General features: G+C 64.4%; 23 protein-coding genes and 1 tRNA gene. 17 read left to right on the top strand and 7 right to left on the bottom strand.

Annotation, left to right across the window (positions count from 1 at the left end; genetic code table 11):
* Nucleotides 1–191 precede the first annotated feature (191 nt).
* The 3 genes from AC1DQQ_RS03785 to AC1DQQ_RS03775 all read left to right on the top strand — a co-directional run bounded on the left by AC1DQQ_RS03785 (nucleotide 192) and on the right by AC1DQQ_RS03775 (nucleotide 4669).
* Entirely contained in the window at nucleotides 192–431 is a 240-nt protein-coding gene (locus AC1DQQ_RS03785; RefSeq protein ID WP_478028520.1) for a helix-turn-helix domain-containing protein, read from the top strand.
* Nucleotides 432–491: 60 nt separating this feature from the next.
* On the top strand, nucleotides 492–3500 hold the full coding sequence (locus AC1DQQ_RS03780; protein ID WP_478044262.1) for a glycosyl hydrolase family 28-related protein: 3009 nt from the start codon (nucleotides 492–494) through the stop codon (nucleotides 3498–3500).
* A gap of 62 nt (nucleotides 3501–3562) precedes the next feature.
* The gene (locus AC1DQQ_RS03775) at nucleotides 3563–4669 is read left to right on the top strand and encodes a Gfo/Idh/MocA family protein (RefSeq protein ID WP_478044260.1); all 1107 of its coding nucleotides are present in this window, start codon (nucleotides 3563–3565) and stop codon (nucleotides 4667–4669) included.
* Between the two features lie 598 nt (nucleotides 4670–5267).
* On the opposite strand, the gene AC1DQQ_RS03770 is transcribed toward AC1DQQ_RS03775, so the two are convergent.
* A tRNA-Ser gene (locus AC1DQQ_RS03770) sits at nucleotides 5268–5355 on the bottom strand.
* Between the two features lie 135 nt (nucleotides 5356–5490).
* On the opposite strand from AC1DQQ_RS03770, the gene hspQ reads away from it, so the two are divergent.
* Nucleotides 5491–5871 carry a heat shock protein HspQ gene (hspQ, locus tag AC1DQQ_RS03765; protein WP_478028515.1) on the top strand — a complete coding sequence of 127 codons (381 nt, stop codon included), beginning with the start codon at nucleotides 5491–5493 and terminating at the stop codon, nucleotides 5869–5871.
* 79 nt (nucleotides 5872–5950) lie between these two features.
* Here hspQ and AC1DQQ_RS03760 read toward each other — a convergent pair whose 3' ends face one another.
* A complete protein-coding gene (locus AC1DQQ_RS03760; RefSeq protein WP_478028514.1) occupies nucleotides 5951–8545 on the bottom strand; it encodes a TonB-dependent receptor plug domain-containing protein in 2595 nt (864 codons plus the stop codon).
* A 276-nt stretch (nucleotides 8546–8821) separates the two neighbouring features.
* Between AC1DQQ_RS03760 and rplU the strand changes: the two genes are divergently transcribed.
* From rplU to AC1DQQ_RS03740, 4 genes are all read left to right on the top strand, one after another.
* A complete protein-coding gene (rplU, locus tag AC1DQQ_RS03755) occupies nucleotides 8822–9202 on the top strand; it encodes a 50S ribosomal protein L21 (RefSeq protein WP_478028512.1) in 381 nt (126 codons plus the stop codon).
* A 17-nt stretch (nucleotides 9203–9219) separates the two neighbouring features.
* Nucleotides 9220–9489 (top strand): 50S ribosomal protein L27, encoded by a 270-nt coding sequence (rpmA, locus tag AC1DQQ_RS03750; RefSeq protein ID WP_066585833.1) that lies wholly within the window; start codon nucleotides 9220–9222, stop codon nucleotides 9487–9489.
* Between the two features lie 169 nt (nucleotides 9490–9658).
* Nucleotides 9659–10204 carry a GNAT family N-acetyltransferase gene (locus tag AC1DQQ_RS03745; protein WP_478028510.1) on the top strand — a complete coding sequence of 182 codons (546 nt, stop codon included), beginning with the start codon at nucleotides 9659–9661 and terminating at the stop codon, nucleotides 10202–10204.
* 105 nt (nucleotides 10205–10309) lie between these two features.
* A complete protein-coding gene (locus tag AC1DQQ_RS03740; RefSeq protein WP_066809548.1) occupies nucleotides 10310–10906 on the top strand; it encodes a TetR/AcrR family transcriptional regulator in 597 nt (198 codons plus the stop codon).
* A gap of 209 nt (nucleotides 10907–11115) precedes the next feature.
* On the opposite strand, the gene AC1DQQ_RS03735 is transcribed toward AC1DQQ_RS03740, so the two are convergent.
* On the bottom strand, nucleotides 11116–12123 hold the full coding sequence (locus AC1DQQ_RS03735; RefSeq protein WP_478040496.1) for a helix-turn-helix domain-containing protein: 1008 nt from the start codon (nucleotides 12121–12123) through the stop codon (nucleotides 11116–11118).
* A 130-nt stretch (nucleotides 12124–12253) separates the two neighbouring features.
* Between AC1DQQ_RS03735 and obgE the strand changes: the two genes are divergently transcribed.
* The 8 genes from obgE to lptG all read left to right on the top strand — a co-directional run bounded on the left by obgE (nucleotide 12254) and on the right by lptG (nucleotide 21385).
* Entirely contained in the window at nucleotides 12254–13300 is a 1047-nt protein-coding gene (gene obgE, locus AC1DQQ_RS03730; protein ID WP_478040495.1) for a GTPase ObgE, read from the top strand.
* 49 nt (nucleotides 13301–13349) lie between these two features.
* Nucleotides 13350–14468: a glutamate 5-kinase gene (gene proB / locus AC1DQQ_RS03725; RefSeq protein WP_478044258.1), complete on the top strand. Its 1119-nt coding sequence runs from the start codon at nucleotides 13350–13352 to the stop codon at nucleotides 14466–14468.
* A complete protein-coding gene (locus AC1DQQ_RS03720) occupies nucleotides 14465–15370 on the top strand; it encodes an SDR family oxidoreductase (RefSeq protein WP_478044257.1) in 906 nt (301 codons plus the stop codon). The genes proB and AC1DQQ_RS03720 overlap by 4 nt, the downstream gene beginning before the upstream one ends.
* A gap of 60 nt (nucleotides 15371–15430) precedes the next feature.
* Nucleotides 15431–15676 (top strand): acyl carrier protein, encoded by a 246-nt coding sequence (locus AC1DQQ_RS03715; RefSeq protein WP_066809585.1) that lies wholly within the window; start codon nucleotides 15431–15433, stop codon nucleotides 15674–15676.
* A 23-nt stretch (nucleotides 15677–15699) separates the two neighbouring features.
* Nucleotides 15700–16962: a serine palmitoyltransferase gene (gene spt / locus AC1DQQ_RS03710; RefSeq protein WP_478040492.1), complete on the top strand. Its 1263-nt coding sequence runs from the start codon at nucleotides 15700–15702 to the stop codon at nucleotides 16960–16962.
* A 49-nt stretch (nucleotides 16963–17011) separates the two neighbouring features.
* Complete coding sequence (locus AC1DQQ_RS03705) at nucleotides 17012–18958, top strand: ATP-binding protein (RefSeq protein ID WP_478040491.1); 1947 nt, start codon at nucleotides 17012–17014, stop codon at nucleotides 18956–18958.
* Nucleotides 18959–19058: 100 nt separating this feature from the next.
* Nucleotides 19059–20288: an LPS export ABC transporter permease LptF gene (gene lptF, locus AC1DQQ_RS03700; RefSeq protein ID WP_478028497.1), complete on the top strand. Its 1230-nt coding sequence runs from the start codon at nucleotides 19059–19061 to the stop codon at nucleotides 20286–20288.
* A complete protein-coding gene (gene lptG, locus AC1DQQ_RS03695) occupies nucleotides 20285–21385 on the top strand; it encodes an LPS export ABC transporter permease LptG (RefSeq protein WP_478028496.1) in 1101 nt (366 codons plus the stop codon). The genes lptF and lptG overlap by 4 nt, the downstream gene beginning before the upstream one ends.
* Nucleotides 21386–21508: 123 nt before the next feature.
* Here lptG and AC1DQQ_RS03690 read toward each other — a convergent pair whose 3' ends face one another.
* Nucleotides 21509–22600: a fatty acid desaturase family protein gene (locus AC1DQQ_RS03690; RefSeq protein ID WP_478044256.1), complete on the bottom strand. Its 1092-nt coding sequence runs from the start codon at nucleotides 22598–22600 to the stop codon at nucleotides 21509–21511.
* A 171-nt stretch (nucleotides 22601–22771) separates the two neighbouring features.
* Between AC1DQQ_RS03690 and AC1DQQ_RS03685 the strand changes: the two genes are divergently transcribed.
* Nucleotides 22772–23926 carry an N-acetyltransferase gene (locus AC1DQQ_RS03685; RefSeq protein ID WP_478040488.1) on the top strand — a complete coding sequence of 385 codons (1155 nt, stop codon included), beginning with the start codon at nucleotides 22772–22774 and terminating at the stop codon, nucleotides 23924–23926.
* Nucleotides 23927–24016: 90 nt separating this feature from the next.
* On the opposite strand, the gene AC1DQQ_RS03680 is transcribed toward AC1DQQ_RS03685, so the two are convergent.
* From AC1DQQ_RS03680 to AC1DQQ_RS03670, 3 genes are all read right to left on the bottom strand, one after another.
* Nucleotides 24017–24271, bottom strand: coding sequence for a hypothetical protein (locus AC1DQQ_RS03680; protein ID WP_478028492.1), 255 nt, complete (start codon nucleotides 24269–24271; stop codon nucleotides 24017–24019).
* Between the two features lie 48 nt (nucleotides 24272–24319).
* The gene (locus tag AC1DQQ_RS03675; protein WP_478028490.1) at nucleotides 24320–24568 is read right to left on the bottom strand and encodes a hypothetical protein; all 249 of its coding nucleotides are present in this window, start codon (nucleotides 24566–24568) and stop codon (nucleotides 24320–24322) included.
* Nucleotides 24569–24758: 190 nt separating this feature from the next.
* Complete coding sequence (locus AC1DQQ_RS03670; RefSeq protein WP_478044254.1) at nucleotides 24759–25541, bottom strand: transporter; 783 nt, start codon at nucleotides 25539–25541, stop codon at nucleotides 24759–24761.
* Between the last annotated feature and the right edge of the window lie 3 nt (nucleotides 25542–25544).

Here is a 25544-nt window from a genome sequence, read left to right as displayed (position 1 = left end):
GCCTGTCATGCCCCTCTCCTTACGATCTGCGCGGCTCTGTGGCCCACGTCCAATGCGGACAACCTGTAGAACAGGTTTTTGGTCATCTCAATCAAATTGAGCTTGAAAACGCGGCGTAAATGCTGAAATAGTAAAAATCTGTCCAACTGATTCCGGAAAATACCGGCGCAAACGGGCTTAGGGAGGATCGAATGGCGGACCCCGAATCAGAAACCACGCAGGCGGACGCGATCGCGCGCCTGACACCTACCCAGATCAAAGTGCTACAAGGCGTTCGTTCGGGTCAACTGAACAAGCAGATCGCCTATGATCTTGGTATCGCGGAGGCGACGGTAAAGGCGCACATGACGGCGCTGATGCGCAAGCTGAACGTGCGCAACCGTACCCAGGTGGCGATAGCCACGCAGTCGCTGGCGCTGCGAGCTTATTGATGCGGCGCCGGATCTGCCCCGGCTCATTTCACATCCCACGCAGCTGACGAAAGACCGGCTATGACCAAGAAAGCCTGGCTGGCCTCCGTGGCCTGCTTGTTCATGGCCTCGCCCGCCGCGGCGCAATCCATATCGGTCTATCGGTCGATGCCCGCCGACCCTCGCGCCGTCGTTGCGCACGGAGTCGGCGACGGGCGAGCCGATGACAGCGCCGCGATCCAGCGCGCGATCGATGCCGCGACCGACGGCCGCAGCGGCGGCATCGTTTTCCTGCCGTCGGGCCGCTACCGGATCAGCCGGACGATCTTGATCCGGTCCGGCGTGCGCGTGTTCGGTGTCGGGCCGACCCGGCCGGTGATCGTGCTTGGCGACGGCACACCAGGTTTCGGTTCAGGCATCGCGGCGATGGTCAGCTTCACCGGCGACGACCAGTATCGCGTGGGCAAGGTCGCCGAGCCGCCGCCGACCAGCGTCCCGTTCGATCCGTCGGTCTTCGATGCGACCTCCAGCACTTTCTATTCAGCGCTGTCCAACGTCGATTTCGAGATCGGCGCGCAAAATGCCGGCGCGGTTGCGGTGCGCGCGCGTGTCGCGCAGCACGGTTACCTCCGCCATATCGACTTCCATATCGGCTCCGGATTTGCCGGCCTCTATCAGGCGGGCAATGAAGCGGAGGATTTGCGTTTCTTTGGCGGACGTTATGGAATCGTCACCGAGAAGACGTCCCCTGCCTGGCAATTCACGCTGATCGATTCGAGCTTTGAGGGGCAGCGCGACGCCGCGATCCGAGAGCACGAGGTCGACCTGACATTGGTCAATGTCGCGATCCGCGACACGCCGATCGGGATCGAGATCGACCGCGGCTATTCGGATTCGCTATGGGGCAAGCGGGTCCGGTTCGAGCGCATCCGCGACGCGGCGATCGTCGTCAGCAACGAACGCAGCGTCTTCACGCAGATTGGATTCGACGACGCGATCGCAGACGAAACGCCCGTCTTCGCGCGATTCCGCGACAGCGGCAGGACGGTGAAGGGGCAAGGCGCGCGCTATCGGGTCCGCGATTTCGGCTATGGTCTTTCCCTGCCTTCCCCCGGTGGCGGTGGTGACGGCGATTATGCGACGGTGGCGGATATCGTCCCGCTCGCCCGCATGCCCGCCCGCCCCAGCCCCGCCATTCCCGCGCTGCCGCCGGTGAGCGACTGGACAAATGTCCGTACCTTCGGCGCGACCGGCGACGGCACCACCGACGACACCGCGGCGTTGCAGCGCGCGATCGACGCACGTCGGGTCCTGTATCTGCCGATCGGCCGGTATCGGATCACCGACACGCTCCGGCTCCGTCCCGACACCGTGCTGATCGCGCTGCATCCGGGATTAACCCAATTGTTCCTACCCGATGCCTCGCCCGCTTTCGGCGGCGTCGGCGGGGCGAAGGCGATGGTCGAAAGCGCGCGCGGCGGGCCGGCGATGGTCTCCAGCCTGGGGCTATGGGCGGGCGTCGCCAACCCTCGCGCAACGGCCCTGCTGTGGAAGGCGGGCGAGGCGTCGCTGGTCAATGATCTTAGCGTCCGCTTCAACCCCGGCGCCCTGCCCGCGTCGGGCAACCCCACCGCCTCGCCAACGCCGCGCTTCGACGGTCGGCGTCCGAGCATCTGGGTGACCGATGGCGGCGGCGGCACCTTTGCCGCGATCTGGTCGCCCGATACGATCGCCCAGGCCGGGTTTTACGTTTCCGACACGACGACGCCGGGGCATGTCTACGAATTGTCGGCCGAACATCATTACCGAGCAGAGATCGTGCTCGACCATGTCGAGAACTGGGAATTCCTGGCGCCGCAAACCGAGCAGGAAATAGCCGACGGGGTCAACGCGATCTCCACCGAGATGCGCAATTCGCGCAACATTCTGTTCGCCAATTATCACGGCTATCGCGTGGCGCGGTCGCTCGGGCCGATGGACGCGGCGGTGAAGCTGTACAATTCGGGCGGCATCCGCTTCCGCAACGTCCACATAAACGCGGAAAGCGGCTTTGCCAGTTGCGATGCGAAAGGATGCGGAACCTTCACCAGGGCAAGCAAATATCCGTTCGAAAACGCAATCCGCGACCTGACTCGCGGTACGGAGGTCCGCGAGCGCGAGTTCGCCCGGCTCGACGTCTCGCCCGCTGCCCCATCCGCATCGGCTGTCCCCCAGACTGCGATCCCGGTCACCGCAGGCGTCATCAAGCGCGCCGGCGGGTTCCATTCGATCGCCGGCGCGGCGGTCGACCGGTCGGGAAACCTGTTCTTCATCGACCGTACTTTCCAGCGCATCTACGGCTGGTCGGGCGAAAACGGTCTGTCGCTCGTCGCCGACGCGCCGCTCGATCCGGTCAACCTGGCGGTCGATCGGTCGGGCAAGCTGTTGGTGTTATCCTCCGCCGGACGCGATGGCACGGTGTACAGCATCGATCCGGCAAAGCCGGCGGCGGTGCGAGTGATCGAACCGAGCCCGGTCCAGCCGCACGGCGACATGGCGACATTGTTGCCGGTCAACGTCTGGGCGAACGGCGAATTCGCCGACCGGATCGACCCCGTCACGTACCGCTTCCCGCCGCTGGCCGACTTTTTCGTCGCCAAGATGGGCCAAACCAAGCCGCTCGAATATGTTACGCCCGATGGGTCGCTGGCCTTGCCGGCGTTCCGCGTATGGAACCAGGGTCCCGACGATCATCGCGGATGGCGCTGGTCCGACTCGCTCGACGCCTATGGCCTGGTCAACGCCCGACCTGGCGAACGCGTGTACCTGACCAACGCATCGGAGAACCGTACCTATAGCGGGCTGGTCGGCGCGGGCGGTGCCGTCACCGATCTCCACATCGTTGCCGACCGTGGCGGAGAAAGTGTCGCGCGCGATGCCGCCGGCAACCTCTACGTCGCCAACGGGCAGGTCTATGTCTATGCGACGGACGGGAGGCAGACGCGGCGGATCGATATCCCCGAACGTCCGCTGCAACTGGTGCTTGGCGGCCGTGATCGACGCACGTTGTTCATCCTGACTCACCATTCGCTGTACACGCTGGACCTGTGAGCGGGTACCATCATCACCACGGGAAGCCCGGTTGAGGAGGTTTCGGAACGAGGAGGCCGCGAATGGACTGGGGACGTCGTGAAGTGCTGGGAGCAGCGACGTCGCTCCTCGCGATGTCGAGCTCGGTAGCGCGCGCAGTACCGGCGCGGCCACTGGGCTATGCGATCGTCGGGCTCGGCCGCTATGGTCTCGGCGTCATTATCCCGCAATTCGCCAACTGCGCGCAAAGCCGCCTTGCCGCGGTGGTCAGCGGCGATCCGGCCAAGGCGCAGCGCGTGGCGGCCGAACACGGACTGCCGGCCCGGTCGATCTATTCTTATGCGAGTTTCGACTCGATCCGCGACAATCCCGACGTCGATATCGTCTATGTCTGCCTGCCCAACTCGATGCATGCGGAATATACGGTGCGTGCCGCCAAGGCGGGCAAGCACGTCATGTGCGAGAAGCCGATGGCGGTGTCGGTGGCGGAATGCGAGACCATGATCGCTGCGTGCAAGGCGGCCGGCCGCAAGCTGATGATCGGCTATCGCTGTCATTTCGAAGCCTACAATCTCGAAGCAATGCGGTTGGCGAGGAGCGGCGCCGTGGGTCATATTCGCTACGTTCGCTCCGAGCACGGGTTCGTGCAGCGCAATCCGTCGGAATGGCGGCTGAAGCGCGCGCTGGCGGGAGGCGGCTCGCTGATGGACATGGGCATCTACAGCCTCCAGGCGGCGCGCTACATGATCGGTGAGGAGCCGGTGGCGGTGACCGCGCGCGAGTCGACCGACCGGCGCGATCCGCGCTTCACGCAAGTAGAGGACATCATCGACTGGACGCTCGAGTTTCCGTCAGGTGCAATCGCCAGCTGCCAATCGATGTATAGCGCCAACCAGAACCACATCCTGCTGATGGGGGATCAGGGGCGCATCGAGCTGGAGCCGGCCACACGGTACGACGGCAACCACATGTGGCTCGGCAAGGATGGACGGGAGCGCGAGGTAACGCCGCCGCCCGGCCCGGCGGCAACCCAGTTTGCCGGTCAACTCGACCATCTGGCGCAATGCATCCGCACGGGGCGCGAGCCGATCGTATCAGGCGAGGAAGGCCTGCGCGACATGCGTATCATCGAGGCGATCTATCGATCGGCGCGCGAGGGTCGGACGATCAGGCTGGCCGGTCAGGCATGAATCGTACCCTGCCCATCATGAATCGTCGCTCCGTCCTGACGGCGGCCGGAGCGTTCGCCACGACCGCGGCGTTCGGCACCCAGCCGAAGTCCTCTGTCCGCCGGCTGTCGTCATCTGCGGCGCAATGTCGAACGCCAGCGGCTGCCCTGACCCGGGTTTCCCCAAGCCCAGCGGTATTCGTCAGGCAATGTTGCGCTGGTCCGGGGACCATGGCTGGGAAGGATTGCGCTTGGGCGCCGCACTCGAGGTGAAGGGAGTATCGCACGCCGTCCGTTGGGCATGTCGGCAGGCACTGAACCTGGACGGGTCACTGACCCTGCGACAAATCTCCGATCGTTCTAATCTCGGAATCGGATGACCTCGGATCAATCTGGTCGCGCGGTTGGGCGGCGCGAACCTTGGCATCGGTCAGCAATGTCGGTCTCCCGAAAAGTACCACGTTTTTCGACCGCGCATACCACGTTTGAGTCCCCGAATTTCGCCGGATGGGCGCGAACGGGTACGGACGGCCGTGGCCGAGCTGATCGACTAAGCGTCGGTTTTCAGGAGAAAAAAGTCGATCCCAGTGGACCAGCGGGGACCCCTGTGGAGGGCCCCGTGGCGGAGAGGGTGGGATTCGAACCCACGGTACCTTGCGGCACAACGGTTTTCGAGACCGTCCCAATCGACCACTCTGGCACCTCTCCGCACTGGGAGTTCCGCACCTTTATGCACTGCCTGGACGGTGCGGGTGCTGGTCGAAGGCGGCGCCTCTAACGCACGCGGTCCGCGCGCGCAAGCGGTCCGCTTGTGCAGCGCCGAAGAAACTCTACATTATGATTATGACTCGTTCCGAACCCCATGACGTGCTTTCGCAATCCGGCGTGCCGATGCCTGCGGTGGCGACCGCGCGGTTCACGATCGGCGATGTCGTGCGCCACCGGATGTTCGACTTTCGCGGGGTGATTTTCGATATCGACCCGGTCTTCGCCAACACCGACGAATGGTATGAATCGATCCCCGAGGAACTGCGCCCGTCCAAGGAGCAGCCGTTCTATCACCTGCTCGCCGAGAACGGGGAATCGAGCTACGTGGCTTATGTCAGCCAGCAGAACCTGCTGCACGACGATAGCGAGGAACCGGTCGATCATCCGGCGATCGACGGGCTGTTCACCGGCTTTGCCGATGGCCGTTACAATCTCCGCCGCGAGCATCGACACTAGAGATTGGCCGACGTGCCACGCTGGAAATGAAAAAGGGGGCCTTTCGGCCCCCTTCCCTTTTGCGATGTCTTCGCGCCGATCAGAAATTGAACGCCACGCGGCCATAAAGGAAACGTCCGTTGAAGCCGAACGGCGACAGTGACGAATAGGGCAGGAAATAGCTGTTGGGCGAGAACGCTCCGCCAAGCGGCAATCGATCGGGGTAAACGTCGAACACGTTGTCGGCGCCCACCGCCAGCGTGATCTCCTTGATCGGATGAACGCGCAGTTCGACGTCGGTGACCCATTTCGGCGTCATCTTGAAGTCGCCCGCGACCGTGCCGAGCGGAGCGGACAGCGCGCCCCCGGCCGCGCTCCATACCGTTCCATAGCGGTTGGTGCGCACCGTCGCCCCGACGAGGCCCAGATCCCAGTCGACCGACAGGTTGAGCTTGGTCCGCGGCTGACCGTCCGTCAGGCGGAACGATTCCTGGCGCCCGAACAGAACCAGACCCGGGAGCGACGGCAAGACTGCCCGCTTGATGATCTTGGTTTCGTTGTAATTGTATCCAGCCGTGAGCACGAATTTGCCCGCACCGAAATCGGGCACGCGATACGTCGCGACGATATCGAGACCCTGGGTCCGCGTGTCGACGCCATTGACGAAGAAGCGCGCCGAGGTGACGTTCGTGATGCCAGCCGCAGTCAACAAGTTGACGACGGCCGCGCCGGTCAGGTTCTCGGTCAGCACCACGCGGTCCTTGATGCGGATATTGTAATAATCCGCGGTCAGACTGAACCCGCTGAACGGCGTGAGCGCCACGCCGCCTGCCAGGTTGAGGGCCTTTTCAGGCTTGAGCTGCTTGCCGCCGAGCGCGGTCGCGACGGGGCTGGTAGCCGGGAAAGTGCCGACCTCGATCAGCTGGGAAACGCCCCCTACAACGGTATTGTTGGTCGAGGTTGTGGCGAAATATTGCTGCGCCAGGCTCGGCGCGCGGAAGCCGGTCGAGACCGACCCGCGGATTGCGATACCCTTGATCGGCTCGAACCGGGCAGCAAGCTTGCCGTTCACCGTATCGCCGAAGTCGCTGAAATGTTCGTAACGGCCGGCCGCCTGGAGCGTGAACGCCTTGGAGATATCGGCGTCGATTTCGCCATAGCCGGCCACGCTGTCGCGCGAAACGTCGATCGCGTTATTCGGACGGAAACCGGGGAACACTTGCGCGCCCCCGCCGGCGCCGTTGGCCGAATAAGGGCCGTTGATATAGCTGTCGACCTCGCCCGCGCGGATCTTGAAGTTCTCGTTGCGATATTCCGCGCCGAAGGCGATGCCCAAGCTCGACAGCCAACTGACGTCGAACTTCCGGCTGACGTCGAGGTTTGCCGTGGTCTGACCGAACGCGATCCCACCCGCGTCGAACCGGCGTGGCGATGCAATACCTCCCAACGACGTGTTGAAGCTGTTGATCGTCTGGTAATCGAGCTGGTTCGACCCATAGACGACCGATAGGTCGGTGTTCCACGAGCCGAGGTTGCCCTTGACGCCGACCGCGCCAGACACATCCTCGATCTGGCTCTGAATCTTGGGCAGGAAGCCGTCGGGATAATAAGGGACGAACACAGTGGTCGACGCAGCATAGTCGCGGTTTCTGGGGTCGTCGGAGCGGCGATAAAAGCCGGCGCCGATGCCGTCGCGAATGCCGTAGCTTCCGAAGGTATAGAGCTCGAAATTCGGCCCGAGGTCGATTCCCGCGTTGACGAACAGATTATAGTCGGTCGCCTTGCCGTCGCCATAACCGTGCGTGAAGCGATCGATGGTCAGCTCGCGCGGATCCCCCACCGCGAAATATTGCCGCCGCGGGTCGGGACCGGATCGATTGGTCGGATCGCGATCGCGGAACTGTGCGGAGAAGGTGAGATAGCCGCCGTCGCCGACCGGTAGGCCGACCCGGGTAGCAAGTGTCAGCGTATCGCCGTCGTGCCGTGTGCGCTCGTTGCCGTTGTTGAGCTTGAGGATGTCGCCCTGAGCGTTCGACCCGGGCACGGCGACGGTCGGCACGCCGCCCGTCGTCGCAACCCCGGCGACGTCGTAAACCCCGTCCATCGTCGTGTCGTACTGGCCATAGGTCACCGAGCCGCTGACCCCGACCTTCTTCGACAGCTGGATGTTGATCACGCCGGCGATCGCGTCCGATCCGTATTGCGACGAAGCACCGTCGCGCAGCACCTCAATCCGGTCAATCGCGATCGGCGGAATCTCGTTGAGGTCGACTGCGCTCGACCCACGGCCCACCGATCCATTCAGGTTGAGTAAGGCGGCGGTGTGGCGGCGCTTGCCGTTGATAAGGACCAGCGTCTGGTCGGGCGCAAGACCCCGCAGCGTCGCCGGACGAAGCGAATCGGTGCCGTCGGTCAGCGACGGTTGCGGGAAGTTGAACGAGGGGACGAGTTGATTGAGCACCTTGTTCGTTTCGGTCTGGCCTGACGCGGCAAGCTGGTCGCCACCGATCACGTCGATCGGCACCGGCGATTCGGCGATGGTCCGGCCAGGGATGCGCGATCCCGTCACGACAATGTCCCGCGCGGGCGCAGCATCGGCGCCCGCATCGGCTGGAGCCTCCTGCGCAAAGGCAGGCATGGCCAACGCGAGTGCGGAGACAGTGATCATGGATTTGATGACGATTGCGCGATTCATCGCTGATTCCCCATTTTTGTTATGCTTACCCTGGCGGCGACGGCCCCTTCTCCGACGCTTCCTACGGCGACCCTATTCCGTCACGCCGATGTCACAACAAAGTTATGTTGCACGCGCAGAATACGCATTATTGGTGTGGCGCATGAGCAACACGCTATCCGAACGTTTCCGCTATCCGGCGCAGGTTGACAGGGCGCGGCCCTTCGCTTAGTCGGCCGGTCTTTCCCGTGCTGGATGCGTCCGGCGCGGCCTACTTATTTGGAAGTGATGAGGACCATGTTCGCAGTCGTGCGCACGGGCGGCAAGCAATATCGCGTCGCCGCCGGAGACAAGATCGTCGTCGAGAAGATCGACGGAGAAGCCGGTAGCTCGGTCACGCTGGGCGACGTCCTGCTCGCCGGCGAAGGCTCGGAGCTGCAGTCGACCGACGGCCTGACCGTCGCCGCCGAGATCATCGCGCAGGCGAAGGGCGAGAAGGTTATCGTCTTCAAGAAGCGTCGTCGTCACAACTATCGTCGTCGCAACGGCCATCGCCAGAACCACACGATCCTGAAGATCGTGTCGATCGGCGCCGCCGAGAAGAAGGCTGCGCCCAAGAAGGCCGCCGCCAAGAAGACCGAAGAAGCCGGCGCTGAAGCCCCGGCTGCCGAAGCTTAAGATCGGGAAGAGTAGAGATGGCACATAAGAAAGCAGGCGGTTCGTCGCGCAACGGTCGCGATTCGGCTGGCCGTCGCCTCGGTGTAAAGAAGTTCGGCGGACAGGAAGTCGTCGCCGGCAACATCATCGTGCGTCAGCGCGGGACCAAATTCTATGCCGGCCGCAACGTCGGCATGGGCAAGGACCATACCCTTTTTGCGCTTACCGACGGTCGCGTGACCTTCCACGAGGGCAAGCTCGGCCGAAAGTTCTGCTCGGTAGACATTATGGCGCAAGCCGCAGAATAACGGGCAACCGCACGGGTTGCCCACCAGGGCGACCCGGGTCTCGGGCTAACCAGAGACCGAACAAGGGAGACGGGTCGCCCCGGCTCCCTTTTTTCATGCTCCCTCCACTTCCGGGTCGCGGAAACGTCACATCGACGTGCGAGCGGCCCGGCACGATACGGAGAGTGAGATGTTCGCGCGGACCAAGAGACTGACATTACGTCCCGGCTGGCCCGAGGACGCCGCCGCGATCGCTCGGGCGATCGGGCATGAGGAAGTCGTGACCAAGCTGTCGCGGGTGCCCTGGCCCTATACCGAGGCCAATGCCGCCGAATGGCTGGCGACGCCACGGGCGAAGGACAATGTGTCGTTGTCGATCCTCGCGCACGAGGAGGCGACGCCGCGGCTGGTCGGCGGGATCGGCATCCACCCCGCCGAGGATCTCGGTGGCTACGAAATAGGCTATTGGCTGACGCCCGACGCCTGGGGCCGCGGCTATGCGACCGAGGCGGGCAAGGCGGTTCTGGGCATCGCGCAATTCGCGATGGGCCTGAAGAGCCTGCGCTCGCGCTATTTCGTCGACAATCCCGCCTCGGGCAACGTGCTGACCAAGCTGGGTTTCCGGCCGACCGGCCGCACCGCCACCTATTGCCTTGCACGCGGCCGAGAGGTCGAAAGCGTGACGCTCGCGCTCGACTTCGATGCTGACGAACCCGCATGCCGAATGGCCGCATAATACCTCCTCCCCCGTGACGGGGGAGGAGTCTCGGCCTCGCCTCCCGTGCGACGGGCAGGTACCCGACAGATTGATTTCACACCCCAAAGCGCCGACAGGTCGTCCATGTCCGTAAGTCCCCTCCCCGTCCGCCGTCGCCTGAGTCCCGAGGAATCGCGCGATGCCGCGCTCGATGCGGCACGCAGCCTGTTGGTGGAATTCGGCCCGCAGGCGGTGACGCTGAAGGCGGTGGCCGCTCGCATCGGACGGACACACGCCAATCTGCTCCACCATTTCGGCTCGGCCGCGGGGCTGCAAAAGGCACTGATCGAACGGATGGCGGAGTTCATCTCGACCACCATCCGCGAAACCGTGATTCGCCAGCGCGCCGAAGACCAGAACCCGCGCGAGGTCGTCGATCTGGCGTTCGATGCGTTCGACACGGGTGGCGCCGGTGCGCTAGCGAGTTGGATGATCCTGTCGGGCAACGAGGATGCGCTCGACCCGATCCTCAACGCGATCCACGATCTGGTCGACGAACTGACCGAGGGCCATTCAAAGCAGGATCGTCCGATCGAGGACGAAACGCTGCAGCTCGTCATCATGGCGCTGGGCGACGCCTTGTTCGGCGCGCCGCTCGCCCGTGCGCTCGGCCTGCCGCGCGACCGCGCACGCCAGCTCGCTTATCAGGCGCTGCGCGACGGCAATTCGCCCGATCGCTGACGATCCACCCGATTTGGGACAAGGCCAATAGTGCGCGGGACGCTGGTCGGCTTCAAGCCGGCCCGCGCTGCCCTAGATCGCGCTCATGCCTTTCAGCCCCGATACCAATGCCTTGATCTGCCGGATTATCGGCCACCGCCGCTCGCAACGAGTCTGGCACGAGGGCAACGGCTACCGCGCGCAATGCAAACGTTGCGGCACCGGCATGGTCAGGCCGCGCGGGGCGTCTCACTGGACTGCGTCGCGGTCCGAGAGCGACTAAAGGCGCGATAATCGGACGGCGTCATGCCAAACCGTTCGCGAAACAGCCGGCCAAGATACGCGGCATCGCAAAACCCCCATCGCTCGGCGACGTCCGCGATACGGTCGCGCTCGCTGGAGTCGCCGAGCGCCGCTGCGACACTCTCCAGCCGGCGCCGCGTCACATAGGCATGCACGCCGCCCTCGTCCTCGAACAGACGATAAAGCGCGGAACGCGACATGCCCAATGCGCGGCACAAGGTCGCAACCGTCAGCGTCGCCGAGCCCAGCCGCGCCTCTATCTCCGCCCGTGCACGCGTCATGGCGGCGCCTGCCACTGCTTCAGGTGTCGCACGGCCGCCGCGTTCCTGGGCCACCGCGACCGCGAGCAAATCCATGACGGTCCCCGCCAGACGCGCGCCCTGTTCGACCGGCAGGCGATCGGCGTGACGCCAGATCTGCTGTAAATGCTCGCGTAGCAATACCGCGGTGGAGGGCGGGATTGCCAGGCCATGGAGCGAGCGAACGCTCGGCAGATATCGTTCGGCCAGCGCGCGCGGGACGTGAAAATAGGCGGTGGAGCTCGCCTCCGAGACGTGGTGCTGCGGCTGTGCCATATCGGTGAGCAACGTCGATTCGCCGAGTGCATCGAGCGCGGCGCCGTTCATGTCCCCCTGCGCCCTGCCGCGAAACCGCACGTTGACGACCAGATCGTCGACGCCGTCGGCAACGGCCATTGCCCGGGTCCGCTCGAACGACTGCCCCGAGATTGTCGAGAAATGGATCTTGAGCGGCCCCAGCATCACCAGATCGGTGGCGACGTCGAACGGCTCGTGCGGACGTGTTTCGTACAACCGCCCCACGGTCGATGGCGAACGACTGCACCACGCTTCGTGCCGATCGCGCTCGGGCAAATCGCCCGTTGCGAACCGTCCGCCGAAAAGCGACGCGCCGACATGAGACACATCAACGACCATCTTGATACCCCCGCGTCTCCGTTATGTGCGCCACAGCAAGAAAGGCAATTGCCTTGGATCAAGCGGCGTTCGAATATGGGAATGACGGTCGGGGGTTAGCAGCGCGGCGTTCCGCGGCTAAGGCGGTTCAATGCACTTCCTCGATCAAGCCAAGATTTTCGTCCGTTCGGGCGCCGGCGGCCCCGGCGCGGTCGGCTTTCGGCGCGAGAAATTCGTCGAATATGGCGGCCCCGATGGCGGCGATGGCGGCAAGGGCGGCGACATCGTGTTCGAAGCCGTCGCCGGGCTCAATACGTTGATCGACTTCCGCTACACCCAGCATTTCCGTGCGCCGCGCGGGACCGGCGGCGCGGGGTCGAACCGCACCGGTGCCGGCGGCGACGATCTCGTCATCAAGGTGCCGGTCGGCACCCAGATCCTGGCCGATGACGAAGAGCGCTCGCTGCTCTTCGACCTCACCAAGGTAGGCCAGCGCATCGTCTTCCTGCGCGGCGGCGACGGCGGTCGCGGCAATGCCAGCTACAAGACGTCGACCAATCGCGCGCCGCGCCAGCACGGTACCGGCTGGCCGTACGAAGAAGCCTGGGTGTGGCTCAGGCTCAAGCTACTCGCCGATGCCGGGCTGGTCGGATTGCCCAATGCCGGCAAGTCGACCTTCATCAACCAGGTGACCAACGCGCAGGCCAAGGTCGGCGAATATGCCTTCACCACGACGCGGCCCCAATTGGGTGTAGTGCGGCACAAAGGGCGCGAATTCGTCGTGGCCGACATTCCCGGGCTAATCGAAGGCGCAGCCGAAGGCGCCGGAGTCGGCGACCGCTTCCTGGGGCATATCGAGCGCTGCCGCGTGTTGCTCCACCTTGTCGACGCCAATGATCCCAACGTGGCCGAAAGCTATCGCATCGTGCGCGACGAACTCGAAGCCTATGGCGGCGGGCTGGTCGACAAACCGGTAGTGGTCGCACTCAACAAGATCGACACGCTCGACGACGAGCTGATCGCTGCCTTGTCCGCCGAACTCGAGGAAGCGACCGGCGCCGAGGTAATCCCGATTTCCGGCGCGAGCGGCGTCGGGGTCGATTGGGTGCTCGACAAATTGCTCGAAGCGATCCCGACCAACGACTCGCCCGTGGACGACGACGGCGCCGAGGATGAGGTGCAATGGTCGCCGCTGTAATCGTTTCGCCGGTAGCGGGACGGCGCGACGCCCGCTAAGCGCAAGCGCGATGCCCGAAACCTCGCCCTTTGCCGCGGCAGGCTGCCCGCGCTTGATCGTCAAGGTCGGGTCGTCGCTGCTCGTGACGCCGGAAGGCGAAGTGCGGCGCGACTGGCTGGCGGGACTCGCCGCCGATATCGCCGCAGCGGCACGGGGCGGACAGCAGGTCGCGATCGTCTCATCGGGCGCGATCGCGCTCGGCGCCCGACGACTCAAGCTCACCAAGGGCGGACGGGCGAGCCTGGAAGATGCGCAGGCCGCCGCCGCCACTGGCCAGATCGCGCTGAGCCAGGTCTGGGCCGAGTGCCTCGGCGCCGAGGGGTTGACCGCCGCGCAGATGCTGGTGACGCTCGACGATCTAGAGGATCGCCGCCGCTATCTCAACGCCGCGGCGACCCTGGGCCGACTGCTCGGGCTCGGCGTGGTGCCCGTGATCAACGAGAACGATTCGGTCGCGACCGAGGAAATCCGCTTCGGCGACAATGACCGGCTGGCGGCGCGGGTCGCGCAGGCGGCGGGCGCACAAGGTGTGCTGTTACTGTCCGACATTGATGGGCTCTATGACCGCGCGCCAACCCTGCCCGGCGCGACGCTGATCGATCGCGTACCGCGCATCGACGCGACGATCGAGGCGATGGCGGGCGGGTCGACGTCCGGCATGGGGTCGGGCGGCATGACCTCGAAAATCCAGGCCGCCAAGATCGCGACCCGCGCCGGCATCGCGCTGGCGATCGCCTCCGGCCGGGTGGATCATCCCTTCGCACGTTATGTCGAGACCGGTCATGGCACGCTGTTCCCGGCGCAGCGCGCCGCGCCCGCGCGCAAGGCGTGGTTGGGCGGACGGCTCACGGTTCGGGGGACAGTCCATGTCGACGCCGGCGCCGTTACCGCGCTCAACCAGGGCAAGAGCCTGTTGCCCGCCGGCGCCGTTCGGATCGAGGGCGATTTCGCGCGCGGCGACCTGATCGCGATCGCCGGTCCCGGCGGCGTGATCGCAAGCGGGCTTGCCGAATATGACGTAGCCGACGCCGTGCGGATCGCTGGCAAGCGCAGCGATGAGGCCGCCGCGATCCTGGGCTACGCCCCGCGCGCCGCGCTCGTCCATCGCAACCACATGGTGCTGGCATGACCGTCATCGCGGTCACCGGCGGCACCGGGTTCGTCGGCAGTCATTTCATCGAACTTGCTTTGGCCCAGGGCCATCAGTTGCGCGCGCTGACGCGGCGGCCGCAGCCGGAGCGCGCCGGAATCACCTGGATCGAAGGCGCGCTCGACAAGCCGGACAGTCTGACGGTGTTGGTCCAGGGCGCCGACGCGGTGCTGCACATTGCCGGCGTGATCAACGCGCCCGACCGCGCGGGCTTCGCCGCCGGCAATATCGAGGGGACGCGCGCGCTGATCGCCGCGACCGAAGCGGCCGGCATCCGCCGTTTCGTGCAGGTTTCGTCACTGACCGCGCGCGAGCCGGATTTGTCGCTCTATGGCTGGTCGAAAGCGGAAGCCGACAAATTGCTGATCGCCAGCAGTCTCGATTGGACGATCGTGCGCCCGCCGGCGATCTTCGGCCCGCGCGATCAGGAGATGCTCGAACTGTTCAAGCTCGCCAAGCGCCATGTCGTGCCATTGCCCCCGGCCGGCGGACGAATGTCGGTGATCGCGGTCGGCGAACTCATCCGGCTGTTGCTGGCGCTCCCGACCAGCAACGCGCTGATCCGCGAGATCGTAGAACCCGACGACGGCAGGCCCGATGGCTGGGACCATCGCGATTTTGCCCGCGCGATCGGCATTGCGATGGGCAGCAAGGTGTTGCCGTTGCCCCTGCCCCGCCCGATCCTCGACGCGATCGCCGCGCTCGACGGCCTGTTCCGCGGCAAGAACGCGAAGCTGACACCTGACCGCGTCGCTTATTTCTGCCATCGCGATTGGGTCAGCCATGCTCGGCCGCCGACCGACGTCTGGGCGCCGCAAGAGGAAACGCCAACCGCGCTGACTGCCACCGCGCAATGGTATCGCGCCCAAGGGTCGCTATAACCCTGCCGGAAAGCCGCCGCATTTGGCGGGCAACGCCTTCGCGACCACAAGGACATGACAATGAGCGACCGCGCAGCAATATTCGAGACCGTCACCGGCCTGATCCAGCCGTTCAACAAGAAGGGCGTCGCTCTGTCCGACGCGACCACCTTCCAGCACGATCTGGAGTGGGACAGCCTGACCGTCATGGATTTCGTCGCGGCGATCGAGGATGAGTTCGACATCATCATCACCATGAACATGCAGGCCGAGATCGAGACCGTCGGCCAACTGGTCGATGCCGTCCAGAAGCTGAAGAACGCCTGACCACGGTGGACAAGGAAGACACGATGACCGACGCTATCGACACTGCCGAGGCGCTGCCCGAGCATCCCGCCACGGTCGCCCCCGAAAGCGATCTGATGTCGAAGTTCGACGGCCTGATTGCCGAGCGCCAGGCGTTGCTCGACAGCGGTGTGACCGATCCGTTCGCGATCGTGATGGAGCAGGTGAAGTCACCGACCGAGGCGGTGATCAAGGGCAAGGAGACGATCCTGCTCGGCACCTACAATTATATGGGCATGACCTTCGACCCCGACGTCATCCAGGCGGGCAAGGACGCGCTCGACCAGTTCGGATCGGGCACCAATGGCAGCCGCATGCTCAACGGCACCTTCCGCGACCATATGGAAGTCGAGCAGGCGTTGCGCGATTTCTACGGGACGACCGGGGCGATCGTGTTTTCGACCGGCTATATGGCCAATCTCGGCATGATCTCGACGCTCGCCGGCAAGGGCGAGTACGTCATTCTCGACGCCGACAGCCACGCCTCGATCTATGACGGTTGCAAACAGGGCTATGCCGAGATCGTCCGCTTCCGCCACAACGATGTCGAGGACCTCGACAAGCGGCTCGGCCGCCTGCCCAAGGAGCCAGGCAAGTTAGTCGTGCTCGAAGGCGTCTATTCGATGCTGGGCGACGTCGCGCCGCTCAAGGAGATGGTCGCGGTCGCCAAGAAGCACAATGCGATGGTGCTGTCCGACGAAGCACATTCGATGGGCTTTTACGGGCCCAATGGCCGCGGCGTGTACGAGGCCCAAGGTTGCGAAGACGATGTCGACTTCATCGTCGGCACTTTCTCCAAGTCGGTTGGTACGGTCGGCGGCTTCTGCGTCTCCAACCACCCCAAGTTCGAGGCGATCCGCCTGGCCTGCCGTCCCTATATCTTCACCGCCAGCCTGCCGCCGTCGGTCGTCGCCACCGCGGCAATGTCGATCCGCAAGCTTCAACACGCGCACAACAAGCGCGCGCATCTGTGGGAAAACGCCAGGCAATTGCATGGCGGACTGACCCGGATGGGCTTCAAACTGGGCACCGAGAACCCCGACAGCGCGATCATCGCGGTGATCCTGGACGACCAGACCCAGGCAGTGATGATGTGGCAAGGGCTGCTCGACAGCGGCGTCTATGTGAACATGGCGCGGCCCCCGGCGACTCCGGCCGGCACCTACCTGCTGCGCTGTTCGCTGTGCGCGGAACACACGGCCGACCAGATCGCCACGGTGCTGGAGCGCTTCGAAGCGGCAGGCCGAGCAGCGCGCGCGATAAATTGAGGGAACCTACGGGGTTTCCTAGATTCAACCGATTCGGTACAAGACGGCCATGAGCGGGAACGACGCCGAGCCGGGGCTCGTCGATCAGGCACGCACGGTCTGGCGGGGCATTGCCCTGGCGGTCATGGCGTTACTCGGCACCGGCATCGTCGTCGCGCTGATCGTCATCCTGTCGGATACGACCGCGCAGCGTGATCGCGCGCTCAAGGCGCAGAGCCATAGCTATGACGTCATGATCCTGGCGCGCACGCTGTCGGGCACGATCGCGCACGCCGAAGCGGCGCTGGGACGATACGTCATGAGCCGCGACCAATTGGTCGGTCGCGAATATTATGACGAATGGAGTTCGGCGGGAAACCAGATCGACCGGCTCGATGCGCTGACCAATGACAATCCGATGCAGCAGCATTTGATCGACCAGTTGCGCGCCACCTATGCGGAACGCGGCAAGGAATTGGCGGTCACCGCGCTCAGCACCTCGTACAAGAAGGACAGCCAGGCCTATTCGCGCTTCTACGCCGCGGGGAAGTCGGCAACGTTGCGCGATATCGACCGTCAGCTCGACGCGATCATCGATTCCGAACACGGATTGCTTGACCAGCGCGTCGCGGCAGCGGCGGCATCGATCCAGCGCTCCAACACCGTTGCGATGATCCTTGCGCTGTTCGGCATGCTGATCCTGAGCGCGGCGGTCGTGCTCGGCTGGTTGACGATCGGCGTGATGCGCGAGCGCGCCGCGGCGCGAGCCGATGCCGATGTCGAACGCGAACGGTCGGCGGTGCTCGAAGATGCGGTGAACGAAGCCACCCAGGCATTGCGCGCGCAGGAAGCCAAGCTGCGCCAGGTGCAGAAGATGGAAGCGGTCGGCCAGCTGACGGGTGGAATCGCCCACGATTTCAACAATATGCTGGCAGTCGTTCTGGGTGGGTTGGAGCTCGCCCGGCGCACGCTGAAGAGCGATCCGCAAGGCGTCGGCCGTCATCTCGACAACGCCACCGAGGGCGCGCATCGCGCCGCCGCGCTGACCCGGCGCCTGCTCGCTTTTTCGCGCGAGGAGGCGCTCAACCCCGAACCGCTCACGCCGATCGCCGCGATCGAGGGCATGTCCGATCTGCTCGACCGCACGCTGGGGGACGCGATCACGGTGGAGACGAGCGACGACGGATCGGCCTGGCATATCTGGGCCGACCGCCACGAGCTTGAAAACACCATCCTCAATCTCGCGGTCAACGCGCGCGACGCGATGGACGGTCGCGGGCGGCTGACGATCCGAGCCAGCGCCAGGACGCTCGCGGCCAATGAGATCGGCCATTGCCTGGCGGGCGACCACGTCGCGATCGCGGTCAGCGATAGCGGCTGCGGCATGGCGCCGGAAGTTCTGGAGCGGGTGTTCGAGCCGTTCTTCACGACGAAACCGGTCGGCAAGGGCACCGGCCTAGGGCTCAGCCAGATCTTCGCCTTTGTTCGTCAATCGGGCGGCGAGATCGCGATCACCTCGGTTGAGGGCAAAGGGACCACGGTGACGCTGTATCTCCCCCGTCACGTTGGCGTCGGAGACGTGGCGGCGAAAACAGATACGGCGATGCCCTCCGCGGTGCCGTCGATACGCGGCCTCGGCGTGCTGGTGGTCGAGGACGATCCGCGCGTCCTCAACGCCACGATCGGCGCGCTGGAGGAACTGAAACATCGTGCCGTTCCGTGCCCCGACCCGCTCGACGCGCCGCGCATCCTCGACGATCTTGGGCCATTCGATCTGGTCATCACCGACGTGCTGATGCCCGGCCAGACCGGGCCGGAGATGATCACCGGATTGTTGGGACGCCGCCCCGATCTCGCTGTGCTATTCGTCACCGGTTATGCCGGCGAGGGGTCGGCGGCCGATTTCGGCGGACGACCGGTCCTGCGCAAACCGTTCACTATCGCCGGGCTGGAACGGGCGATTGCCGATGCGATCGCGGATCGACCCACGCCGACGGACCAATTGGCCGCCGAATAAAGGCAGTTTTTCCGGCTGACGCGGACCGAATGCCGCCCTATAGCCGTTCGATCATCTCCCTAGCCGCTCCCGGCCGAGAAGGATCCGTTTTCCGTCAGCCATGAAGTCCATCGACCGCTACATGGCCCGGCTGATCGCGTTGCCGCTATTCTCCACTCTGGTGATCGCGGCGATGCTGCTCGTGCTCGACCGCATGCTGCGGCTGTTCGACTTCGTCGCGACCGAAGGCGGGCCGATCAGCGTCGTGTGGCAGATGCTGGCCAATTTGCTGCCCGAATATTTCGGCCTGGGCATCCCGATCGGGCTGATGCTGGGCTGCTTGCTCGCCTTTCGGCGGCTGGCGACCTCGTCGGAGCTCGACATCCTGCGCGCGGTGGGGATGAGCTATTGGCGGCTGCTGCGCGTGCCGTACATGTACACGATTGTCCTCGCGATCCTGAACCTGTTCATCGTCGGCTATGTCCAGCCCAAGGCGCGATACGCCTATGAGAATCTGCGCTACGAACTGCGCACCGGCGCGCTCGGCGCCTCGATCAAGGTTGGCGAGTTCACCACTTTCCCGAATAACGGCCCGACCGTGCGGATCGAGGAAAGCAAGGATGAAGGGCGCGAGCTGAAGGGCATCTTCGTCCAGCGCAACGACGACAAAGGCGGCTCGTTTGCAGTCACCGCGGAAAAGGGCAAATTCTACGCCGCGCCCAATCCCGACGAGATCATCTTCCAGCTGACCAACGGTACGCTTGTCAGCAAGGAGGCGAAGGTCGCGGTGCCGCGCGTGCTGCGCTTCAACATATGGAACTTCCCGATCCGCTTGCCCCCGACCAGCGCGTTCCGCGCGCGCGGCGGGCGCAATCTGGAATTCACGCTGCCCGAACTTGCCCAGATCGGCCGCGATCGAACGCAACCCGAACCGCTGCGCGATACCAGCCGCGCCGCGTTCCATTTCCGCATCACCGAGGTGGTGTCGATGTTCCTGTTGCCGATGCTGGCGCTGGCGCTCGGGGTCCCGCCCAAGAGATCGTCGTCCGCGCTGGGCGTGTTCCTGTCGATCGTGATCATCGTGACCTATTTCAAGGTCAACGAATATGGCGAGGGGATCGGCGGACTGGGTCGGGTCGACCCATTCATCGCCTTGTGGGTGCCGTTCGCGATCTTCGCCGGACTGGTGCTGTGGATGTTTCACACCATCGCGTTCGTTCCCGGCGGCCAGCCGATCGGCGCGCTGGAACGCGTCTTCGCCAAGGTCAGCAAGGTGGTCGTGCGCTGGCTGCCATTCCGGCGGCCACGCCGCAACGGCGATGACGACGAGCCGGAGGCCCAACCGGCATGATCTCGATGCAGTTCTTCCCGTCGCGAACGGTGACGATGTACATGGCGAAGAGCTTCCTCGTGCGCACCTTCGCGGTGCTCGCGGCGCTGGTCATCGTTCTCCAGTTCCTCGACGCGCTGAGCGAATCGGGACGGATTCTCGCCCATGCCGGCAACGGGCAGGCCGAAGTCTGGCATTATATCAGCCTGCGCACGCCAGAGATCATCGCCCGCTTCCTGCCCTATTCGGTGCTGCTCGGCGCGATCATCACCTATTCGACGCTCAATCAAAATTCGGAAGTGATCGCGATGAAGGCGTCGGGCCTGTCGGCGCATCAGGTGCTGGCGCCGATGATCATCGCGGCGATCGGCGTCGCGGCTCTCAGCTTCGCGTTCAACGACCGGATCGTGAGCCGGGCGACTGCCACGCTCAACCGCTGGCAAAAGGTCGATTATGCACCGATCCCTATCGACCGCGGCGATCGCGTCAACATATGGACGCGGTCAGGGGACGATCTGATCAACGTCAAGCTGGTCAAGGGTCGCGGCGACGCGGCAACCCTGACCGACGTCACATTCTACGACCGCGACAAGGCCGGCGAGCTGCAGGCGACGATTTCCGCTCCGCATGGTCGGCGCGAAGGCAAAGGCTGGCGGATCTGGCCGGCCCAGAAGTTCGACGTCACCAGCGGTGTGGCGACCAACCTGGGCGCTGTAGTGGTTGGTGAAGGCGTGCGCCCGGACCAGTTCACGCTGGCGACGGTCGATGCCGACGGCCTGTCGTTCACCGAATTATGGTCGGCGATCGGCGACCTCAAGGCAGCGGGCCGCCCGACCAAGGCACTCGAAGGCGATCTGTGGCATAAACTGTCCGGGCCGCTATCCTCGATCCTGATGCCGTTGCTGGGCGCGATCGCGGCGTTCGGCATCGCGCGATCGGGCAAGCTCTTCATCCGCGCCGTGGTCGGCATGGCACTGGGCTTCACCTATTTCGTGGTCGACAATTTCGCGCTCGCGATGGGCAATCTCGGCGCCTATCCGCCAATGCTCGCGGCCTGGGCGCCGTTCGTGCTGTTCCTGATGATCGGCGAGGCAGTCCTGATCAGGACTGAGGAATAGCCGCTCCCCTCTCGCTGGCGGGAGGGGCTGGGGGAGGGCCTGTTGTCCGCTCTACCCAAAAGGGATTCTCGGGAAGGCGACACGCCCTCCCCTAACCCCTCCCGCCAGCGGGAGGGCAATAATTCAACGCGGTTGAAACGTGCTCTTCACCAGCCGCGTCGCGAGGTGCGGCAGGCCCTTGTAATTGCCCTTGTGATAAGGCGAGTCCGGCTCGAGCGCCGCGGTGATCCGGCGATGCGCGGTGCCTAGCGCATGATAAGGCAGCCCCGGCAGCAGATGATGCAGCGCGTGATAGCGCAGCCCAACCGGTGCCCATAGCATCGGCAGCACCGCCGGCGGCGGCACGTTGACCGAGTCGAGATATTGCGCGGTCACCGTCATCGCTTCGCCGTCATTCTCCCAGAGATGCGCGACAAGCGTGCGCACCTGATTGATGACCGCGACCGCCGAGGCGACGATCAGGAAGGTCACGAAGGCTTTGAGCGGGATGATCCCAGTCGCGGTCAGCGCGATCAGCGCGATCGACCACAGACTGCCGGCAGCCTCCAGCCGGTGCCACAGCCGACGCGCCTCTCCCTCGGGCGGCCTGCGCTGGAATGACGGGTTGATCTGCAGGCCCGAATAGCGCGCGACGATGACACGGCGCAGCGCCGGCACGGTCAAAGAGAGCGGCGTGAGAATGGCGTAGCGGACCAGCAAGGCGACCGGCGCCAGCGCCGACACCAGCAGGAACACCGGCAGCGTCCAGGGCTTCATCAGCGCCAGCGGCAGATATTCGGGGTCTTCCACCGTGCCGTAGCGCGTCCGGGCGTGGTGAAGATTGTGCACGCCTTCGTACATGAAGCTCGGCGTCAGCAGCGGAATGCCGACCAGCAGATTCCAAACCAGCCGGAAACCAGGCACCGCCGAATGCTTGATGTGGGTGAGTTCGTGGATGAAGCTTTCGGCGCGATACAGGGCGAGAACCGCGACGGCGCCCGCCGCGATCGCCCAGCCGGTCGACGGCGCCAGGATCGCGCCGGCCAATGCCGCGTAGCCGATCGCCGCCGACAGCAGCATGTCGGACCAGTAGATGCGCGGATTGGGCACATTGAGGTCGCGGGTCAGATCCGCCGCCGCCTTCAGCATTGCCCTGTCGTCGTCGATCCGCGCGCGCACGGGCGCGGCGCTGGCCGCGCCGGCGGTGCGGCGGTCGAGAGTCACAATTGTATCCATGGGGAGCGCCATTGGCCGAACATAGTGGCGACACGGTGGCATTCCAACGACGAAGCCGCGCCGATCAGGGTGATCGCAATTCCTCATCATGCGTAAAACGGCACGCCGCCGGGATTGTCGAAGCCACGGACAAAGCCTAACGCGCGGACTGTTCCAGCGCATGAGGTGCCGATGCCCGGTCAAGTGACCATCCGCCCGATCGACAGCAAGGGCGACCTGAAGAAGTTCGTCGCCCTGCCCTATCGTCTGTACAAGGACGATCCCAATTGGGTGCCGCCGCTGAAGGGCGACGCGCTGAAAAAGCTGATCCCGGGCAAGAACGGCTGGCTGAGCCACGCCAAGCAGCAATTGTTCCTGGCCGAGCGCGACGGCAAGGTCGTCGGGCGCATCTCAGCGCATATCGACACCTTGGCGCTCGAAATGCCGGCCGACCAGGGTTTCGGACCCGGCTGCGGCCAATTCGGCTATTTCGACGCAGAGGACGAGGCGATCGCACAGGCGCTGATCGCCGCCGCCGAAGCGTGGCTGAAGGATCAGGGCATGGACCGCGTGCTCGGGCCGTTGAGCGCGTCGATCTGGGAAGAGCCCGGCTTGCTGATCCAGGGCTTCGACCATCCGCCGACGATCATGATGGGGCACAACAAACCCGAATATCAGGGCTGGATCGAGCGCGCCGGTTATCAGCCGGTCAAGCAGGTCATGACTTATGATCTCGACATCTCCAAGGACTTCCCGCCGATCGTCCAGCGCATCGTCCAGATGGGCGAGCGCAACGAGCGCATCCGCATTCGCGAGGTCGATAAGTCGAAGTTCGACGAGGAAGCGGCGATCATCCTCTACATCCTCAACGATGCCTGGTCGGACAATTGGGGGTTCGTGCCGTTCACCCCGCCCGAGATCGACGATATCGGCGTCATGCTGAAGCCGATCGTCTATAACGACCTGATCCGTATCGCCGAGCTCGACGGCAAGCCGGTTGCGTTCATGATCACGCTCCCCGACCTCAACGAAGCGATCAAGCCGTTGAACGGCAATTTGCTGCCGTTCGGCTGGGCGAAGCTGTTATTGTGGCTGCGCAAGCCCCAGGCGAGGACGATGCGCGTCCCGCTGATGGGGGTAATCAAGGAATTGCAGGCGTCGCGGATGGCGAGCCAGCTGGCCTTCATGATGATCGAATATATCCGCCGCGCCGCCATTTCGAAATACGGTGCGACGCGAGGAGAGATCGGCTGGGTGCTCGACGACAATCAGGGCATGAACGCCATTGCCGACGCGATCGATAGCAAGGTCAACAAGGTCTATCAGATCTACGAGAAACGAATTTGAGCTGGCCGCGATCTATTAGCGGCAGGTCCCAACAATATTCCGACCCTGGCCGCACGGGGCCATTGGTGTACGACCAGGGCCGAAAACCGCTCAACGGTTGAGCGGATCGAAATTGTCTTCGCGCATCCAGGCTTCGCGAGTCTTGCAGATCTTTCGCTCAATGCGGGATCCTGTAATGGCGCCGACCACGCAATATTTCGGTTGCGCCGTGGACTCGGCGGTCGGCGTAGCGCGCGCTGCGGGTGTCGCATCGCTAGCGGTCCGCGGCTCGGCGGCTTGCGCGGAACCGGCAATCATCGTCAGTGCCGCAGCGGTGGCGAACCCTGTCATCATGGTCTTGATCATAGCTTCATCCTTTGGAACGACGCGGCGGATGCCGCGCTTCTACGTTGCTCAGTTGTTTTGCGGCTTGGTCGGGTCGACGCCTTCGGCGCGCCATTGATCGAGCGTCTTGCACACCTTGCGGTCGATGATCGTGCCGGTCGTCGCGGGGACGAGGTAGCAATAGCGCGTCGACCCATTGGCGGCGGTTTGCTGACCCTTCGCGGTCCCAGCGTCGCTCTTGACCTTGCCCGAGGCGAGCGCGGGGCCGCCCACAAGGACACCCAACACCGCGACGGCAGCGATCGTGTATTTGACCATCTTCCTGCTCCTAACTAGCTGGCGGGGGTGACCAGCACGTGTATTGGTGCATTAAGTATGCCAAACACTAGAAACGTTATAAATCAATGGCTTGTTTGGCGACTACAGTTGTAGACATTGGCGCAGGGAACCAAAGCGCGGGAATTCGCACCAAAGATCGGCGGAACGCGCGGCGCGGTTTACGCAGACGTCAGAAGCGGCGCGCGATCCCCGCATAAAGCTCGACATCCGGGGCATTGCGATCGAGCCCGGCGACGGCGCCGACATCCAGTTGCAGCGTCTTGCGCGGCATCCAGGCCAGCGATGCCGACGCAAGATCCTGCGTGGTCGATCCCGACGGATCGTCATCGCGAACCAGTTGGTTTTCCAGCGTGAAGGTCAACGCATCGTTCAGCGCGACACCGACGCCGACCACGCCGCTAAAGGCGAGATGCCGCCCGCGGCCGCCCTGGTCGACCGCGGCGTCGACTTCGGGCGTGATTTCTAGGTTCACGGTCTTGGAGAGATCATAGGTTACCGGCACGACCAGCCCCGCTCCCCAATCGCCGGCCCCTATCGGCGCGCGGCCGACCGGCAGCGTCACGAACGGCTGGACTGCGACCGACAGTCCGCTGCCGTCTGGATTGTGCAGATTGGCCTTGATGCCGAACGTCGCGTCGCCGGTGCGGGTCGTACGATCTACTGCGTCCCCAGCCCTTTCGCGAACGATCCCCAAGGGAGTCCAGCCAACCTGCGCTTCGACCGTATCGGTCAACCCGATCCGCACTGATGTATCGCCGATCAGCACCGTATCGGTGCGGTCGCCGCCTTGTTTGTCGAGCGTCCAGTCGCCGAGCGAGGTTTCGACCGACACCTGGCCCGGCGCCATGGTGCAAGCCGGCGTGCCGAGCCCCGGCCGCGCGGGGCAATAATCGCGGTCCTGATCGCCGGCATGCGCGACGGTGGGAGCGAACAAAGCCGTTGCGAACAGCACGAG

The sequence above is a fragment of the Sphingomonas sp. P4_G3 genome (assembly GCF_056401105.1).
Note: the sequence above shows the minus strand (reverse complement) of the source record. Positions and strands in the feature narration are given on the sequence as shown.